This is a genomic window from Bacillus sp. B1-WWTP-T-0.5-Post-4 (assembly GCF_009183795.1).
GTDB classification, from domain to species: domain Bacteria; phylum Bacillota; class Bacilli; order Bacillales; family Bacillaceae_G; genus Bacillus_A; species Bacillus_A cereus.
Genome location: NZ_WEIJ01000008.1, coordinates 51,639 through 69,312 on the forward strand (window position 1 = coordinate 51,639; position 17,674 = coordinate 69,312).

A 17,674-nucleotide genomic window follows, 5' to 3' on the forward strand; every position below is an offset into this window, starting at 1 on the left:
TTCGTATCCTACTCTTTTTTATTTGTAAAAATACTATGCTAGGTGATGAAATGGTACATACATATTTAGGTGAGACAATTAATTTTCATATAACTTATAAGAAGAAAAAGTCCGTGCGTCTTTTTGTGGATTCGTATGGAAATGTGGAAGTGCAGGCTCCGAAAGGAACACCTGTTGAATACTTAGTCCAGTTGCTAGAGGAGAAGTGGGATTGGATTCAGACAACACGTAAGGAAATGGCGGAGCGAGCGCGTGGACCACAGGAAAAGGATTATGATCAAGGAGAGGGCTTTTTGTATTTAGGGAATACGTATCCGATACAGATTTCCCAAGATGCAAGCATTGAGCAAGACAATGCGATTTTTGAAGGGGATAAGTTACATATTTATGTAAAAGAGCTTAAGGATGAGAAAATACAACAAGCTTTAAAACGATTTTACTATAAGCAGTGTAAATCTTTAGTAGAGAAGAGTATTAAAGCGCATCAAAGTAATTTCAAAACAAAACCACGTTCTATTCGTATTACAGATAGTAGTCGTACTTGGGGTACTTGCGATTCGAATTTACAACTAACATTCAATTGGAAGCTAGCGATGGCACCACAGCGAGTAATTGACTATGTAGTTGTTCATGAAATGTGTCATATGGTTCATTTAAATCATGATCGATCTTTTTGGCGTCTTGTCGGGAAGATAATGCCTGATTATAAAGAAATGGAGAATTGGTTAGCGTTATCTAGTTGGAAGATGACGGTTTAGGAAGGGATATCGATTTTTGTCTGTAAATCGATATTTCTTGTCGAATCGTTGATATATTGTGAGTTTTGATAGATATATTTTAAAAATCGTTGATATATTGTGAGTTTTGATAGATATATTTTAAAAATCGTTGATATATTGTAAGTTATGATAGATATATTCGAAAAATCGTTGATATAATTTCATTTACCACAGGATTGTTCAACAAATCGAAAAGAGAAGAGGTCACAGCAGACATCTCCTCTTTTCGACCATATAGATTATCGCCCAAACTTCACAACAAAATCCCCATCCACTTTCTCCATCTCATACCCACGATACCCTTCCGAAAGCAAAGCCTGCTGTCCACTAGCATCACTCATTAGAATACTTTGAATATCCGTCCAATCGCTTTCTTTATCTCCGCGCAATTTCTTCACAAAAACATACCGCAGACTACCACCATACTTCTCCTTTAGCGCAGCAATCGCCATCCCTTGCGCAAACTTATCCTTCAAACTCGGGATGTTAAAAGGAGCAACGGTGCAGCATACATAATCATATTTGCTATCTTCTTTTTGTAATTCGTCCATGATGACGTTTGCTAATATTTTTTGCATCCCATTTCCTCGGCAGTTCGGATGAACGTTTGAGATTTCTTGATAGATGACGCGGTGCAGTTCACTTTCTGATAGACCAATATCAAGCCCTAAATGTTCATCGTCGATAGGAGGGACGAGTAGAGCGCGAAATGCGATGAGTTCGTTTTCGATAAAAGCACCGATCATCATGCCGTTTCCTTCTAGAATGTATTGAAATTCTTCTTGTGAGAGTGGTTGTAAACGACTTTTATCTTCTAGTGTTTCAACTACGATGTTTTGTAGTGATAAAATTTGTTCGATGTGCTCTAGTGATAGTAATGTAACGTGAAATGATTCGTTATTTTGTTTTAATGTTCCTTTGTATAGAACTGTCATGTGTTAGTCCTCCTTTAGCGTACAATGTCCTGAAAGACGGTGAGTTCTTGTAATGTATCTTCGTTTATTTCAATGCCGAGTCCAGGCTTTTCGTTTAAGCGAATGAATGGTACGTCGTAATGTAAGTTTCCGATGTCTTTTGTGAATTTTAATGGCCCTGTTAGCTCTACGCTCGTAATGATTTTCTTTGAGAAAGCGACATGGAATCCTGCGGAAGAGGCAACAGATGATTCGACCATTGATCCCACTTGGCATTCAATGCCTGCCATTTCTGCTTGATGAGCGAGCTTTACAGCTGGATATATGCCGCCGCATTTCATTAGTTTTATATTTACTTTATCAGCAGCTTCTAATTTAATAATTTGGCGCATTTCACGAGAACTTTTTAATCCTTCATCAATCATAAGCGGGAGGTCTGTTTTAGAACGAATATGAGCCATGGCATCAATATCGTCCGCGATAACAGGTTGTTCAATCCAGTCAATGTTTAAATGTCCTAATGAACGTAGTGCTGTTAATGTGTTTGCGCTATTTTTCCAGCCTTGGTTTACATCAACGCGAATAGCGATGTCATTTCCTACACGTTCTCGTACAGCTTCAATACGTTTTACATCTTCTTTTACATTTGTACCAACTTTCATTTTGAAAGATTGGTAACCTTTTTGAATCATAGAAGCAGCTTCTTCAGCCATGTTTTCTGGATCGGCAATACTTAAAACGTGAGTGACAGGGAATTCTTCATGGTAGCGCCCGCCAATTAATTGATATACAGGTTGATTTAGTTTTTTGCCCATTATATCAAAACAAGCAATATCAATTGCGGCTTTCGCTGTTGGAACACCGTAAATTGTATTGTCCATCATGTCGTGTATTTTTTCGATATTCATTGGATTTTGCCCGATTAGAGCAGGGGTTAGCGTATGTTTTAAAGTATGGAAAGTACTTTCCCATGATTCACCTGTGACGTGATCATCAGCAACGCCTTCACCGTAACCGATAATACCTTCATCCGTTTCCATTTTGACGATAATAGAGGGCATATCAGAATAAGAGCCATAACTAATAACAAACGGATTGCGAAGCGGTAAACGAATTGCGTAAAGATGAATAGCTGTAATTTTCATTGAATAGAAACCCCTTCCTGTTTACAATAGTTTTATACATTTGATATAGTTGACGTTAAATAGTCGTTAATTAATGATAAGGAGTTAGAGAAAATGATGATAAAAATTGCAGTTGTCGGTTCAAAGGAGTTTATGGAGAACCTTTTTCCTATTGCTCAAAAATTAGAGGGAATAGAAATTGATCCATATATTTACCTTCATCCGGCGGAATCTTCTGAACTATTAAAGTGTCTAAAGCCTTGTGATGTCATCTTTTTCTCAGGTGCTTTACCTTATTATATGGCAAAAGAAATAAGAGAACAATTACGAATTCCAAGTACATACTTACAGCAAGACGAGACAACTGTCGTATCTTCAATTCTTTCTATCATGTATCATCAAAGTATTCAACCACATAACATTTCCATCGATTTAGTAGACCGCTCGTTTATTACAAATGTGTTCCATGATATCGGTATAAAAGAAAGCCCGCAAGTGTTGGATTATGAAAATATGCTGTGGAGTAAAGATGAAATAAATAGAGTTATCGATTTTCATGTAGCTAAATATCAATCTGGAGAGGCTCATTTAGCTTTAACTAGTATTCACGCTGTTTACGACGAGCTTCAAAAAATAGGTATTCCTTCAGAGCGTATGATTGATCCAACACAGTCCATTATACATGGGCTAAAAGATGCAAAAATAAAAGCTGAGTTAGCAAAAAGCTATTCAGCTACTGTTGGTGCTTGTATTATTTCTTCCTTAGAATTACGAGCGAGTTTGCTTGAAAAACTAGATGTCATTTCAAAAGAACTACGTGGTTCATTTAAACAAGTGGATGAAATGACATGCATTTTGTATACAACTCGTGGTGATATCGAATCGATTATTAAAACAAATGCGATAGATAACTTGTTTGCGAGCATAGAAGGAACGATAGCTATTGGATTTGGTTATGGGAAAACCGTGAAAGAAGCGGAGCAAAATGCAAAAATTGCTCAAAGTTTTGCAAAGAACAATCCAATAGATCGTTGTTTTTATATACTAACAAGTGATAAAGATTTGTTTGGTCCGTTCCCGAAAGAACAGAGAGTACAAAGTTTGAAAAATGATAATCCGGAACTAATGAAAATAGCGAAGGAAACGAAGCTTAGTCCGGCCAACTTGTCAAAAATCATTCAATTTAGTCAATCGCACCCGTCATTGAAGTTTACAGCAGCTGACCTTTCTGAGTATTTACAAGTGACTCGAAGATCGACAGAAAGGTTGTTAAAGAAATTAGTTGATTACGGGTATGCTCATATTTGCGGCGAGGAAATGCCCTATCAACAAGGGCGACCTCGCGCACTATATGAACTGAATTTACCGCTATTTTTAAGCTTCTAGTTGAGCTTTTTGTTTCTTTAGTAGTTCTGCTTTTTCAATGTCTGATAGTTTTACAATTGTGAAGCCTGTTATACCATAAATGATTGAGATAATAGGTACGATGAAATTCAAAATAGCATAAGGGGCATATTCAAATGCACCTACGCCAAGTGTAGCGAGAATAAATACACCGCACGTATTCCAAGGAACGAAGACAGAAGTTAATGTTCCGCCATCTTCTAATGCTCTGGATAAGTTTTTTGAATGTAGTCCTTTTTCTGTGTATGCATTTGCGTACATTCTTGAAGGGACAACAATTGAAATATATTGTTCAGAGCAAGTAAGGTTTGTTGCAAAACAAGATGCGATAGTAGAAGCGATAAGCCCTTTTGCTGATTTCGCTAACTTTAAAATCTGATTTACAATTGAGCGAAGAATACCTGTATGTTCTAATACTCCTCCGAAAGTCATAGCGACAATTGTCATCGAGACTGTATTCATCATCGAATCTAAGCCACCGCGGTTAAATAGTTCGTCTACTAGCTTGTTTCCAGTGTCTATAACAAATCCAGCTTGGAGTGCACCGACAGATGCTGAGACAGAACCACCTTGAATAAAGACTTGTGATAAAAATCCTAAAATAATACCGACGAGAATCGCTGGTATAGCAGGGACCTTTTTAGCGACCAATACCATAACGACTACGGGTATAATGAGTAGGAAAGGTGAGATAACAAAGTTTTGTTGCAATACTTGTAACGTTTGATCGATGCTCTTCGCATCAATATTGTTAGCGCCGAAGCTTCTTCCTAAGACCGCGTAGACGATAAGAGTAATAATTAAACCTGGAACTGTAGTAAATAACATATGACGAATGTGTGCGAATAAATCTGTATTTGTTAATCCTGCGGCTAAGTTAGTTGTGTCTGAAAGCGGTGACATTTTATCGCCAAAATAAGAGCCTGAAATAATGGCACCAGCAACCATTGGAGCTGGAATTCCCATACTTAGGCCAATTCCCATTCCAGCAACACCAATTGTGCCCATTGTAGACCAAGAGCTACCAATTGCTAATGCTACGATAGAACAAATGACGGTAATGGAAACTAAAAATAGTGATGGAGTTAAAAGTTTTAAACCGTAATAAATCATCGTTGCGACGATTCCACCGCCAATCCAAGCACCAATTGTTAAGCCAACAAGAATAATAATGACGATAGCAGGTAATGCAAGACGAATCCCTTTATACATTGCTTCTTCAAGATCATTCCATTTGTAACCGTAACGCCAAGCGACAATAGAAGCAACGGTTGTACCAATAATAAGTGGAACGTGAGGGGTTTGTTTTAATACAACAATTGTAACCATCATAACTGCAACGGTAATGATAATAGGGATAATCGCTATTCCAAAAGGTATTTCTTTTTTCATAAAGTTCCTCCTTGTTACGTATGTTTGTTTGTATTTTTAGAATTGTCGTAAAATAGACGTTTATTAGGTTATGATAACTAAAAGTTTATGTAAGCGTCAACATAAAAAACAGAAAATAAGGAATGTTCTAGTTGTTTGTTTAGTTTGTAATATAAGTGCAGAGTAAGCTTTTTAAGTATTTAAAAATAAATAATTGACTTTTTTCTTAAAATTCAATATGTTCATAAAAACATCTGTTTTTCATAAGTATAATTAACCCGAATCGTTTGTAATGTGGGAAGGAGACTGGAACGTTGAAAACATTAGAACTACAAGAGCGCTTAACGGAGATTTTTCAGCATTTACACGAAAACCCTGAAGTAAGTTGGAAAGAATATGAAACGACAGCGTATATTACTGACTTTTTAAAAGAAGAAGGAATTTCATATAGAACATTTGATGATTGTCCAGGTGTAATTGCTGAGATTGGAGGCGGGAATCCAGTTATTGCGATTCGTGCTGATATGGATGCACTTTGGCAAGAAGTAAATGGAGAATTTAAAGCGAACCATTCATGTGGCCATGATGCTCATATGACCATTGTAATGGGACTTATTTTACAATTGAAAAATATGAGATGGAAAAGTGGTACGGTTAGATTTATTTTTCAGCCAGCAGAAGAGAAGGGGAATGGTGCTTTGAAGATGGTGGAGAAAGGTGCTGTAGATGATGCTGATTTCTTATTTGGCGTCCATCTAAGACCAATTGAAGAACTATCTTTGAAACAAGCAGCCCCATCTATTCGTCATGGAGCAGCAGGATTTTTAGAGGGTATGATTCATGGGGAGGATGCACACGGGGCAAGACCACATCAAGGTGTGAATGCAATTGATGTCATTTCCATGATTAATATCGGTTTGAAAAATATTTGGCTGCCACCGCAAAGTTCTTATTCAGTAAAAATGACGAGATGCCAAGCTGGTGGTGATAATTTAAATATTATTCCGGGAAATGGTCATTTCAGTTTAGATGTAAGAGCAGAGAGTAATATACTATTAGAAGAATTAAAGAAAAAGATTGAGCATGTAATAGAATCAGCTGCATCGATGGGATCAAAAACTTCATACGAATGGATGGATCTTGCACCAGGAGCAGAGGTTTCCGAAGAAGCAGAGCGCTTTATGCGTAAAGGTATTCTCGAAGTGTATGGGGAAGAGAGATGCACAGGGCCTCTCTATACGACAGGAAGCGATGATTTCCATTACTATACAGTGAAAAGACCACATTTAAAAGCTGTCATGCTTGGACTAGGAGCAGACCTACAACCTGGATTACACCATCCGTATATGAGTTTTGACCATAGTTGTATTATGGATGGGGTAGAAATATTGAAACAAACTATATTGAAAGTGTTAGAAGACAGGGGCTAGAGAGCTCCTGTTTTTTTGTCGTGAATTGTCGGCAAATCGATATATTTGAAAAACCGTTGATATATTTTGAGTTATGATAGATATATTGAGAAAATCGTTGATATATTTGAAGTTACGATAGATATATTAAGAAAATCGTTAATATAATTTCACGTACCTATTAATTTGATGAAAAATGAGCCTCCAGTACATGGTGTATAATAATAAGTACCATTTTTTAATAGGAGAAAACGAATGAACGAACAATATTACGATGCAGTTTTACATATAAAAACAGTCGGTGAGCAAAAAGGGTTTAACAAGTCTATGCATTATCACCGCTACGAACCGACGCCGTATAGCGGGTTAGATGAGTTATTGAATCAATATGAAATACGAAGTAGCGACCGAATTGTAGACTTTGGGTGCGGAAAAGGGCGATTAAACTTTTATATGCATCATAAATGTGGTGCTTCAGCAGTTGGAATTGAAATGAATGAAGAATTTTATAAAGAAGCGATGGATAATCGAGATCGTTATGCCCGAAAGGCACGAAACAGTAAGGGGAAAATTCAATTCCAATGTTGTTTAGCGCAGGAATATAAGATTGATCCACATGATAATAGGTTTTATTTCTTTAATCCGTTTTCTGTGCAAGTGTTTATGAATGTAGTAAATAACATTTTGCTTTCAGTAGAAAATACGGGGAGAGAAGTGGATATTATTTTATATTATCCTTCTGAGGACTATATTTTCTTCTTAGAAAATCAGACTGCGTTTGAGCTGAAGAAAGAAGTTAGATTGCCAGGTGCTTATGAGAAGAATGGGAATGAGAGGTTTTTAGTGTATAGATTGGAGTGTTAATGTATGGGGGCTTGGGGAGTAGCAATATTATCAGACGATATTGCTGAAGATATTAAGTTACTGTATAAGGATTTGTTAGCAAATGAATATTCAAATGAGGAAGCAAGTAGGACTGTAATTGAGGAATACAAGAATGAATTAGATGATGAAGAGACTATTGTTTTTTGGTTAGTATTTGCTTCCATACAATGGAGGTTAGGGAGACTTCAAGAGAATGTTAAGCAGGAGGCATTGCAAATAATAGAAAGTGGTGCAGATTTAGCCCGCTGGGAAGAAGAACCTAAATTACAGAAGAAACGTGAAGCAGTTTTAAATAAACTAAGAGAGCAGTTACATTCTCGGCAGCCAGAAGCTAAAAAAGTGCCGAAAAGATTTATAGCTAATACTTCTTTAAAAGCAGGTGATGCTGTTAGTTATGAATTAGCATCAGGGAGTTATATTATTCTTAAAGTCATTGAGATTATTGAGGAATGGCACGGAGATCGGTATCCTCTATTTGAAATATGTGACTGGGAAGGCAAAGAAGTTCCTTCAAAGGAACAAATTAACCAATTCGGTTTAAAGAAAAGGATTTATGAAGATGGAAAGCAAGAAATGATGAAACTTGCTATTTATCCTTCAGGAAAAAGAGATAATCCAACTAAGAGAATGCAAGTAGTAGCAGAAAATGTAAAGGTAGTATTGAATGTAGGAACACCTTATACAGTAATGGGTTGGAAGGAACTTGATAACTATTTACATGAAATATAATAAAAAAGACGCGCTACCTATTGGTAGCGCGTCTTTTTTATTAGTTACGGATTAAGTAATCAAATGCACCTAAAGCTGCGTTTGCACCTGAACCCATAGAGATGATGATTTGTTTGTACGGATTATTTGTACAGTCACCTGCAGCAAACACTCCTGGTACGTTTGTAGCGCCGTGCTTGTCTGTTACGATTTCACCGCGAACGCGTTCAACTGTTTCGCCTAACCAGTCTGTGTTTGGCACAAGACCGATTTGTACGAATACACCTTGTAATTCAACGTGATGAACTTCTTCAGTTTCACGATCGATGTAAGAAATACCGTTTACTTTATCAGTACCAGTGATTTCTTTCGTTTGAACGTTTTTCAGAACAGTTACGTTTGGTAAGCTGTTAAGACGCTCTTGTAATACAGCATCAGCTTTTAATTCTGGCATGAATTCAAGAACAGTTACGTGCTTAACGATACCTGCTAAGTCGATAGCTGCTTCAATACCAGAGTTACCTCCGCCGATAACTGCTACGTCTTTTCCAGTGAATAATGGACCGTCACAGTGTGGGCAATATGCTACACCTTTATTTTTGAACTCAGCTTCACCTGGTACGCCAACATTACGCCAGCGAGCACCTGTAGAAACGATTACGCTCTTACTTTTCAGAATAGCGCCGTTTTCAAGTTCCACTTCAATAAGTTCTTTTTTCTCTAAACGTTTCGCACGTTGTAGATTCATTACATCGATGTCGTATTCTTTTACGTGCTCTTCAAGGCTTGCTACTAGCTTAGGACCTTCAGTCTTTTTCACGCTGATGAAGTTCTCAATGCCCATAGTATCCATTACTTGACCACCGAAGCGCTCAGCAACGATACCAGTGCGGATGCCTTTACGTGCTGCGTAAATTGCTGCACTTGCACCAGCAGGGCCGCCACCAACAACAAGAACATCGTATGGATCTTTATCAGAAAGCTCTGATGCATCTGGACCGTTACCCATTTTAGCTAAAATTTCTTCAAGTGTCATACGACCGCTTCCGAAAGATTCGCCGTTTAGGTAAACAGTTGGTACTGCCATGATGTCTTTGCTTTCTACTTCCTCTTTGAATGCAGCGCCATCAATCATAGTATGTGTAATACCAGGGTTAAGAACGCTCATTACGTTAAGAGCTTGTACAACATCAGGACAGTTATGACAACTTAGGCTGATATAAGATTCAAAATGATATTCGCCTTGAATGTTTTTAATTTGATCGATTAATTTTTGTTCAACTTTTGGAGCGCGTCCACTTACTTGTAGTAAAGCTAACACTAATGATGTAAATTCGTGTCCTAATGGAATACCAGCGAATACGACACCAGTGTCTTCACCAGGGCGGTTTACGCTAAAGCTTGGTGTTCTCTCTAATTCAACTTTTTCTACTGTAATCTTAGATGACATAGTAGCTAATTCGTCTACTAGAGCTAACATATCTTTAGATACGTTATCGTCTCCTGCGCTTACCTTAAGTAAAATATCGTTCTCCATTAATTGAAGGTATTGGGATAGTTGTGTTTTTATATCTGCATCTAGTATCATTTTGATCGAACTCCTTAGATTTTGCCTACAAGGTCAAGGCTTGGTTTAAGTGTTGCAGAACCCTCTTGCCATTTAGCTGGGCAAACTTCACCTGGGTTGTTACGTACGTATTGAGCAGCTTTAATTTTGTTAACAAGAATGCTTGCGTCACGGCCGATACCGTCAGCATTGATTTCCATAGATTGGATAACGCCGTCTGGATCGATGATGAATGTACCACGAGCAGCAAGACCTTCTTCTTCCATTAAAACGTTGAAGTTTGTAGTGATTGTGCGAGTTGGGTCACCAATCATGATGTACTCGATTTTGCCGATAGTTTCTGAGCTATCATGCCATGCTTTGTGAGTGAAGTGAGTGTCTGTAGATACAGAATATACTTCAACGCCTAAGTCTTTTAGAGTTGCGTATTGGTTTTGTAAGTCTTCAAGTTCAGTTGGGCAAACGAATGTGAAGTCAGCTGGGTAGAAACAAACTACACTCCATTTTCCTTTTAAACTTTCGTCAGTAACTTGGATAAATTCTCCATTATGGTAAGCATTAGCTTTAAACGGTTTTACTTCTGTGCCGATTAATAACATATTAAAATTCCTCCTAAATGTTGGTTTTGAGCATCAAAAAATAGTGTGCTCATAAAATATATTTTTTAATTAACTATAATAATTCTAATTCGATATTAATTATCATATAGAAGTGGTTATTTTGTCAAGAGAATAAACCAACTTTATACCGATTTAATTAATATTTATTCTCAATTAAGGCTAACAGAGAATGGAAAGGTAACTTTAAGTTTATAAATTTTCAATGATTGTTTGAAAGAGTAGTGTGTATGTTAGAGATATGGTGTAAGTGTAAATTCTTAGGAAGGAAATATTTCTTAGAAGTTATGTATTTGAAAAGGAACTGCTTATTTCTATTTTACAAAGAATTGTGCGATAAATAAAATAAAATGAATCGAAATCTTTTTGAACAATTTTTGTCATCTCGAATATATAATTAGGAAGTATATTACGATGATAGTTAGAAATATTGACTCAAAGTGCTAACGAGATATAATAAAACCTAGATATACCTTTCAAAAAGAAGAATACATATTTATAGGATGAAAAAATTCAACCTATTATTTTTTATAGCTTTTAGAAAACGCTTACAATTGGTGTGGAGGGGAAACCATGTCTAAGTTCACAAAGTATTTTTTAATGGAAGCTAAAGATGTGATTGCATATGTGAAAGAGAAATTATCTAAGTTTGAACATGCAAAGGGGCTAAAGTGTAAAGAAATAGGTGATGGCAATTTAAATTATGTGTTCCGCGTTTGGGATGAAAAAGAGAACATGTCTGTCATCGTAAAGCAAGCTGGGGATACAGCTCGCATTTCAGATGAGTTTAAGTTGTCGACGAATCGTATTCGCATAGAATCAGATGTTTTGCAGTTAGAGGATGAGTTAGCACCTGGACTTGTTCCTAAGGTGTATTTATTTGATAGTGTGATGAACTGTTGCGTAATGGAAGATTTATCGAATCACACAATATTACGTACAGCACTTATAAATCATCAAATATTTCCGCGGCTTGCTGACGACTTAACTACTTTTATGGTAAATACACTTTTATTAACATCGGATGTTGTAATGAATCATAAAGAGAAGAAGGAACTTGTGAAGAATTATATAAATCCTGAATTATGTGAGATTACAGAGGACCTCGTATATTCAGAACCATTTACAAATCATAATAAGCGTAATGAGTTATTTCCTTTAAATGAGGGATGGATTAGGGAGCATATTTATAGTGATAAAGAGCTTCGTATGGAAGTAGCGAAACGTAAATTTTCTTTTATGACGAATGCACAGGCGCTTATTCATGGTGATTTACATACTGGTTCTGTTTTTGTAAGAGATGATTCTACAAAGGTTATTGATCCTGAGTTTGCTTTTTATGGACCTATGGGATATGACGTCGGGAATGTAATGGCGAATTTAATGTTTGCTTGGGTGAATGCAGATGCAACGATGCTACCTGGAGCTGAGAAAGATACGTATATGGATTGGTTACAAACTACGATGGTAGAGGTAATTGATTTATTTAAGAAGAAGTTTTTAGATGCTTGGGATATTCATGTGACCGAGATTATGGCGAAGGAAGAAGGCTTTAACGAAGCCTATTTACAATCTGTATTAGAGGATACAGCTGCAGTGACAGGTCTTGAATTAATCCGCCGTATTGTTGGATTAGCGAAAGTAAAAGATATTACTTGTATTGAGAATGAGGAAGCACGTGCTAGAGCGGAGCGAATTTGTCTTAAAGTAGCGAAGAGTTTTATTTTACGAGCGAATCAATATAGAACGGGTACAAGTTTTGTAGAAACGTTAAAAGAACAGTCAATGCACTACGCGGAGTAAGGGGAGAATATGATGGAAGAGCAATTAATACCAATTCAGTGGAAAGATGATGCCTTAGTTTTGTTAGATCAAACGTTATTACCGAATGAAATTGTTTATGAATCTTTTAAAACAGCTGAAAGTGTGTGGGATGCCATTCAAGTAATGAAAGTACGAGGTGCACCAGCGATTGGTGTTTCAGCAGCTTATGGAGTGTATTTAGGGATAAAGGAATTTGCTGAAGGTACGGAAGAAGGATTTATGGATGAAGTAAGAAAGGTATGTACATACTTGGCGACATCAAGACCGACTGCCGTAAATTTATTTTGGGCACTTGAAAGAATGGAAAGTGTAGCGACAGATAATATTCATTTATCAATCTCACAGCTGAAAAATAGATTACTAGAAGAGGCAAAAGAGATTCATAGAGAAGATGAAGAAATTAACCGTCAAATTGGAGAACATGCATTAACATTATTCCATGATGGAATGGGAGTATTAACACATTGTAATGCTGGTGCGTTAGCGACGACTAAGTATGGTACTGCGACGGCTCCAATGTACTTAGCGAAAGAAAAAGGATGGGACTTAAAAATCTTTTCGGATGAAACACGTCCAAGATTACAAGGGTCAACGTTAACGGCATTAGAACTACAGCGAGCGGGAATTGATGTTACTGTCATTACGGATAATATGGCGGCTATGGTCATGTCACAAGGGAAGATTGACGCTGTAATTGTTGGATGCGACCGTGTGGCAGCGAACGGTGATATAGCAAATAAAATTGGAACATTAGGCGTATCTATTTTAGCGAAATACTACAACATTCCGTTTTATGTAGCGGCACCAACGCCGACAATTGATTTAAAGACATCGACAGGAAAAGAAATTCCGATTGAAGAAAGAGATGCTTCTGAAGTGATTAATCGTTTCGGACAATATTCAGCTCCGACAGAAAGTAAAGTATATAATCCAGCATTTGATGTTACTCCACATGAAAATGTAACAGCGATTATTACAGAAAAAGGGATTGTAAAGGCACCGTTTACGGAGAATTTAAAAAAGCTATTTCAATAAGTAGATAAATGTAAAAGTCAGTCATCATAAGCTTCATACTTAGGGGGATGTATATGTTATTACAAAAAGAAAGAGAAGAAATTGTAGCGTATGGAAAGAAAATGATTTCTAGTGGTTTAACAAAGGGAACGGGCGGTAATATTAGTATCTTTAATCGTGAACAAGGTCTTGTTGCGATTAGCCCAAGTGGTTTAGAGTATTATGAAACAAAGCCTGAAGATGTAGTTATATTAAACCTAGATGGTGAAGTAGTAGAAGGAGAGAGAAAACCATCAAGTGAATTAGATATGCACCTTATTTACTATAGGAAGCGTGAAGATATAAATGCGCTTGTGCATACACATTCTCCTTACGCGAAGACGATTGCGTCATTAGGATGGGAGCTTCCGGCTGTGTCATATTTAATTGCTTTTGCAGGCCCGAATGTCCGCTGTGCGCCGTATGAAACATTTGGTACGAAGCAATTAGCGGATGCTGCTTTTGAAGGCATGATTGATCGCCGAGCTGTGCTACTTGCAAATCACGGTTTAATTGCTGGTGCAAATAATATAAAAATGGCGTTTACTGTTGCAGAAGAGATTGAGTTTTGTGCTCAAATTTATTATCAAACGAAAAGCATTGGGGAACCAAAGCTATTGCCAGAAGATGAGATGGAGAATTTGGCGAAGAAGTTTGAAGGGTATGGGCAGCAGTAGAATGAAACAAAGACACCCTCAAGAAAAGATCTTGAGGGTGTCTTTTACGCTTTTTTAAGCAACAAATACATAAAGTAAGGAGCCCCAATTAAAGCAACGACAATACCTGCTGGAATGCCATTAGGATCAACGATATTTCGTCCGATTGTATCTGCTAATAATAATAGCCATCCGCCGATTAAAAGGGCGATAGGCATGAAAATTTGATGTCTTGGACCTACTAAAGATTTCGCAATATGAGGAGCCATTAATCCGATAAAGCTAATTCCTCCTGTTACGGAAACAGCTGCAGCTGCAAGTGCAACGGCTGCAACTAATAAGTACCTGCGTTCTTTTTCAATTTCAATTCCAACGCCAATTGCGACTGGTTCGTTTAATGCTAAAATGTTTAATCGATTTGCTTTATAGAAAATAAACGGAATGAATACGATTAACCATGGGAGCATTGCTAAAACAAATGTCCAATCATCTCCCCAAATGTTTCCGGCAATCCATTTTGAGATAAAGTCCACTTTCATACGATCAGCGGATGAAATAAGGACAATCATCGTTCCAGATAGTGCAAATGCAAAACCGATACCAGTTAATGTTAATCGCACCGGCTGAAGTCCAGTTGATTTACTATATGAAAATACGTAAATTAGAACAGCTGTCAGAAATGCCCCAATAAATCCAACGACAGGTAGTAAGTAAAGAAATGAACCTACGTCTATTGGAAAGTATAAAAAGAAAATAGCAACAGCAACACCAGCCCCAGAGTTAATACCAAGAATACCAGGTTCAGCTAAATCATTTCGGGTAATTCCTTGCAGAATAGCCCCTGATAAAGCGAGAGCCATACCAGCTAATAATGTAATGACAATTCTAGGTAGTCTTAAAGAGTATAAAACGAACTCCTCTTTAAAAGTCCCTTGCCCCATTAATGTTGGGAGTAGTCGATCATAAGATAAAGATGCTGAACCAAGTCCCATTCCAACTACAATGGTTGTGATGATTACTATAAGTAAAGCGAGTATAATGAGACGCTGTTTTCTTAAAATAGATTGCATCATGAGAATGTTTTTCCTCCTTTACGTACAATGAATAGGAAGAATGGTAACCCTACAATCGCAACAATTGCCGCAACTGGTGTTTCGTATGGAGCGTTAATAGTACGTCCGATTGTATCTGCAAGTAGCATAAAGGAAGCTCCAGCAATTGCTGACATCGGTATAACAAATCGGTAATCTGGACCGACAATTGGGCGTACCATGTGAGGTACCATCAAGCCGATAAATGCCATATTTCCAACAAGCGCTACAGATGCACCTGCAAGTAAGATAATAATGATAAATAAAATAGTTTTAATAACAATAATTTTTTGACCTAGTCCAATAGCCACTTCTTCACTGAAACTAAGAACTGTCAATTTTTTTGCTAGTAAGATAGCGATAAAGATACTAATTGAAATGACTGGAATAATAATTTTTAATTGGCTCCAAGTTGTTCCAATTACGCCCCCAGCAGTCCAAAGTGATACATCTTGTGAAATTTTAAAGTAAATGCCGATTCCTTCTGAAATTGCGAGTAGAAATGCTGAGACTGCAGCGCCTGCTAATACAATTCGAAGAGGAGAAAGGCCGCCTTTTTTCACCATACCAATTCCAAATACCATAATTGCGCCAATTGCCGCACCGATAAAGCAAGCTAATGTTAAGTAAAGATAGCTGATGGAAGGGTTGAAAGCAAGTGTCAGTGCAAGCGCAGCATTTGCTCCACCAGATAGCCCTAATAATCCAGGATCCGCAAGTGGATTTCGTGTTAATCCTTGCATAATTGCCCCAGAAACGGCTAATCCAGCTCCTACAAAAATAGCAGCAACTTCACGTGGTAAACGTATTTCTCGAATAATAGATATTTTGTCTCCTTTAGCGGAGGAAGTGAGTGCTAACCATACATCTTTTATCGAAGTATCTGCAGCACCTAATACCATTGCAACGATAAAAATAAGAAAGAATGCAATTAAGCTTAAAATTAGTTTGTATGTAAAAGCTATAGAACGTGGATTGTCATGATCTTTTGTCATTCGTTTCACATCTTTTCTGTTCATAGAATAAAGGAAGAGGAATTCTTAAATTAAGAATTCCTCATGTTTGTATTATTTACCAAGAAAGCTCTTCTTGAAGAAGTCTAGTTGGAAATCTAATGTAAGTGGATCATTGAAATAGAATTCCATCATGTTTGCTTCATATACGCGATTATTTTTTACTGCTGGGATGTTTTTATATGATTCTGTCTCTTGGAATGAGTTATCAGTATCTTTGTTTTTACTTACGATTAAGTAATCACCAGCAAATTCAGGTAATACCTCAGTAGATAATGCGTAGTAACCTTCTTTTAATGCTTTTTCTTTTACTTTTTCAGGCATTTTTAATTTCATTTCTTGGTACAGGATTTCTGTTCCACGGCCCCAGTTCTCGCCGTATACATAAAGCTGTTTGTTGAAGTTTTCTACAACAGAAACTGTTGCATCTTCACCGATTTTTGCTTTAATTTCTTTACCAGCTTCTTGTGCACGTTTCTTGAAGTCATCAACCCAAGTTTTTGCTTCTTTTTCTTTATTTAATAACTTACCGATTTCTAAATGCTGTGTTAAGTAATCAACTTTTCCGTAAGTGTATGTTACAGTAGGCGCGATTTTCTTTAACTTATCGACATTTTTAACATTTGATAAACCGATGATTAAATCTGGATTTAGTTCAGCGATTTTTTCAACATTTTCATCAGATACTTCAGCAACATCTTTAAGTTTGCTATCAAAACGTGGGTTTTGTTTAGACCATGAATCTACCCCAACAAGATTTACACCTAATGACATTACGTTACCAGCGAATGATGATAATACAACAACGCGTTTTGGATTTGCAGGAACTTCTACTTTACCATTTTCAGATTGGTATGTAATTGTTTCTGATTTACTACCTTTTGCATCGTTCTTTTTGTCTGTAGAGCCATTGCTACAAGCGCTCATAACAAGAACGAAAAGGACTGTTAGTGAAATAAATAACTTTTTCATCGTCTTTCTCCTTTAACATAGATGATATGTGTATACAATAATTTGTTTAACTGCAATCTTTTTGAAAGAGTAGTGGTAAAGCAAAATAATTTATTAAAAATCTTGAATATGAGATTTTATAATATAGTATTAACCATATTAATAAAAGAAGATGTAATCTCAAATTTGCTAATTATTAACAAAATGATAATGATTATCACTATTGATTCTTTAAATAATATAATTTTATATAGGTGTATTGTCAATAGTAATTTTGATTGTAAATTTTGCGGAAACAGGTTATATTT

Annotated in this window: 16 protein-coding genes; 8 read left to right on the forward strand and 8 right to left on the reverse strand. The window is 36.7% G+C overall.

Going from position 1 to position 17,674, the window contains the following annotated elements:
- Nucleotides 1–50 precede the first annotated feature (50 nt).
- Nucleotides 51–758, forward strand: a complete 708-nt coding sequence (locus tag GBN91_RS22080; RefSeq protein WP_000233759.1) for a M48 family metallopeptidase — start codon at nucleotides 51–53, stop codon at nucleotides 756–758.
- A gap of 260 nt (nucleotides 759–1,018) precedes the next feature.
- On the opposite strand, the gene GBN91_RS22090 is transcribed toward GBN91_RS22080, so the two are convergent.
- Both GBN91_RS22090 and GBN91_RS22095 read right to left on the reverse strand, forming a co-directional pair.
- On the reverse strand, nucleotides 1,019–1,714 hold the full coding sequence (locus tag GBN91_RS22090; protein ID WP_152122340.1) for a GNAT family N-acetyltransferase: 696 nt from the start codon (nucleotides 1,712–1,714) through the stop codon (nucleotides 1,019–1,021).
- A gap of 14 nt (nucleotides 1,715–1,728) precedes the next feature.
- A complete protein-coding gene (locus tag GBN91_RS22095) occupies nucleotides 1,729–2,838 on the reverse strand; it encodes a mandelate racemase/muconate lactonizing enzyme family protein (protein WP_000704492.1) in 1,110 nt (369 codons plus the stop codon).
- Nucleotides 2,839–2,931: 93 nt separating this feature from the next.
- On the opposite strand from GBN91_RS22095, the gene GBN91_RS22100 reads away from it, so the two are divergent.
- Nucleotides 2,932–4,203, forward strand: a complete 1,272-nt coding sequence (locus GBN91_RS22100; protein WP_044307361.1) for a hypothetical protein — start codon at nucleotides 2,932–2,934, stop codon at nucleotides 4,201–4,203.
- Here GBN91_RS22100 and nhaC read toward each other — a convergent pair.
- Nucleotides 4,192–5,613 (reverse strand): Na+/H+ antiporter NhaC, encoded by a 1,422-nt coding sequence (gene nhaC, locus GBN91_RS22105; RefSeq protein WP_000711525.1) that lies wholly within the window; start codon nucleotides 5,611–5,613, stop codon nucleotides 4,192–4,194. The two genes, GBN91_RS22100 and nhaC, sit on opposite strands and share 12 nt — an antisense overlap.
- A gap of 293 nt (nucleotides 5,614–5,906) precedes the next feature.
- On the opposite strand from nhaC, the gene GBN91_RS22110 reads away from it, so the two are divergent.
- The 3 genes from GBN91_RS22110 to GBN91_RS22120 all read left to right on the forward strand — a co-directional run bounded on the left by GBN91_RS22110 (nucleotide 5,907) and on the right by GBN91_RS22120 (nucleotide 8,615).
- A complete protein-coding gene (locus GBN91_RS22110; protein ID WP_152122342.1) occupies nucleotides 5,907–7,022 on the forward strand; it encodes a M20 peptidase aminoacylase family protein in 1,116 nt (371 codons plus the stop codon).
- A gap of 234 nt (nucleotides 7,023–7,256) precedes the next feature.
- The gene (locus GBN91_RS22115; RefSeq protein ID WP_098955587.1) at nucleotides 7,257–7,865 is read left to right on the forward strand and encodes an SAM-dependent methyltransferase; all 609 of its coding nucleotides are present in this window, start codon (nucleotides 7,257–7,259) and stop codon (nucleotides 7,863–7,865) included.
- Nucleotides 7,866–7,868: 3 nt separating this feature from the next.
- On the forward strand, nucleotides 7,869–8,615 hold the full coding sequence (locus GBN91_RS22120; RefSeq protein ID WP_152122344.1) for a hypothetical protein: 747 nt from the start codon (nucleotides 7,869–7,871) through the stop codon (nucleotides 8,613–8,615).
- 40 nt (nucleotides 8,616–8,655) lie between these two features.
- On the opposite strand, the gene ahpF is transcribed toward GBN91_RS22120, so the two are convergent.
- Both ahpF and ahpC read right to left on the reverse strand, forming a co-directional pair.
- A complete protein-coding gene (ahpF, locus tag GBN91_RS22125; protein WP_000599501.1) occupies nucleotides 8,656–10,182 on the reverse strand; it encodes an alkyl hydroperoxide reductase subunit F in 1,527 nt (508 codons plus the stop codon).
- A gap of 14 nt (nucleotides 10,183–10,196) precedes the next feature.
- Nucleotides 10,197–10,760, reverse strand: a complete 564-nt coding sequence (gene ahpC, locus GBN91_RS22130) for an alkyl hydroperoxide reductase subunit C (RefSeq protein ID WP_000924420.1) — start codon at nucleotides 10,758–10,760, stop codon at nucleotides 10,197–10,199.
- A gap of 591 nt (nucleotides 10,761–11,351) precedes the next feature.
- On the opposite strand from ahpC, the gene mtnK reads away from it, so the two are divergent.
- From mtnK to GBN91_RS22145, 3 genes are read left to right on the forward strand one after another with little or no spacing between them, the layout of a single operon-like run.
- Nucleotides 11,352–12,581 (forward strand): S-methyl-5-thioribose kinase, encoded by a 1,230-nt coding sequence (gene mtnK, locus GBN91_RS22135; RefSeq protein WP_000033223.1) that lies wholly within the window; start codon nucleotides 11,352–11,354, stop codon nucleotides 12,579–12,581.
- Nucleotides 12,582–12,590: 9 nt separating this feature from the next.
- Complete coding sequence (gene mtnA / locus GBN91_RS22140; protein ID WP_003269303.1) at nucleotides 12,591–13,637, forward strand: S-methyl-5-thioribose-1-phosphate isomerase; 1,047 nt, start codon at nucleotides 12,591–12,593, stop codon at nucleotides 13,635–13,637.
- A 53-nt stretch (nucleotides 13,638–13,690) separates the two neighbouring features.
- A complete protein-coding gene (locus GBN91_RS22145; protein ID WP_000926554.1) occupies nucleotides 13,691–14,332 on the forward strand; it encodes an L-fuculose-phosphate aldolase in 642 nt (213 codons plus the stop codon).
- A gap of 44 nt (nucleotides 14,333–14,376) precedes the next feature.
- Here the strand turns inward: GBN91_RS22145 and GBN91_RS22150 are convergent, their stop codons facing one another.
- The 3 genes from GBN91_RS22150 to GBN91_RS22160 are packed head-to-tail and all read right to left on the reverse strand — an operon-like array spanning nucleotide 14,377 to nucleotide 17,387.
- Nucleotides 14,377–15,384, reverse strand: a complete 1,008-nt coding sequence (locus GBN91_RS22150) for a FecCD family ABC transporter permease (protein ID WP_152122346.1) — start codon at nucleotides 15,382–15,384, stop codon at nucleotides 14,377–14,379.
- Nucleotides 15,381–16,421 (reverse strand): FecCD family ABC transporter permease, encoded by a 1,041-nt coding sequence (locus GBN91_RS22155; protein WP_141557703.1) that lies wholly within the window; start codon nucleotides 16,419–16,421, stop codon nucleotides 15,381–15,383. The genes GBN91_RS22150 and GBN91_RS22155 overlap by 4 nt, the downstream gene beginning before the upstream one ends.
- Before the next feature lie 48 nt (nucleotides 16,422–16,469).
- Entirely contained in the window at nucleotides 16,470–17,387 is a 918-nt protein-coding gene (locus GBN91_RS22160) for an iron-hydroxamate ABC transporter substrate-binding protein (RefSeq protein ID WP_000732579.1), read from the reverse strand.
- Nucleotides 17,388–17,674 lie beyond the last annotated feature (287 nt).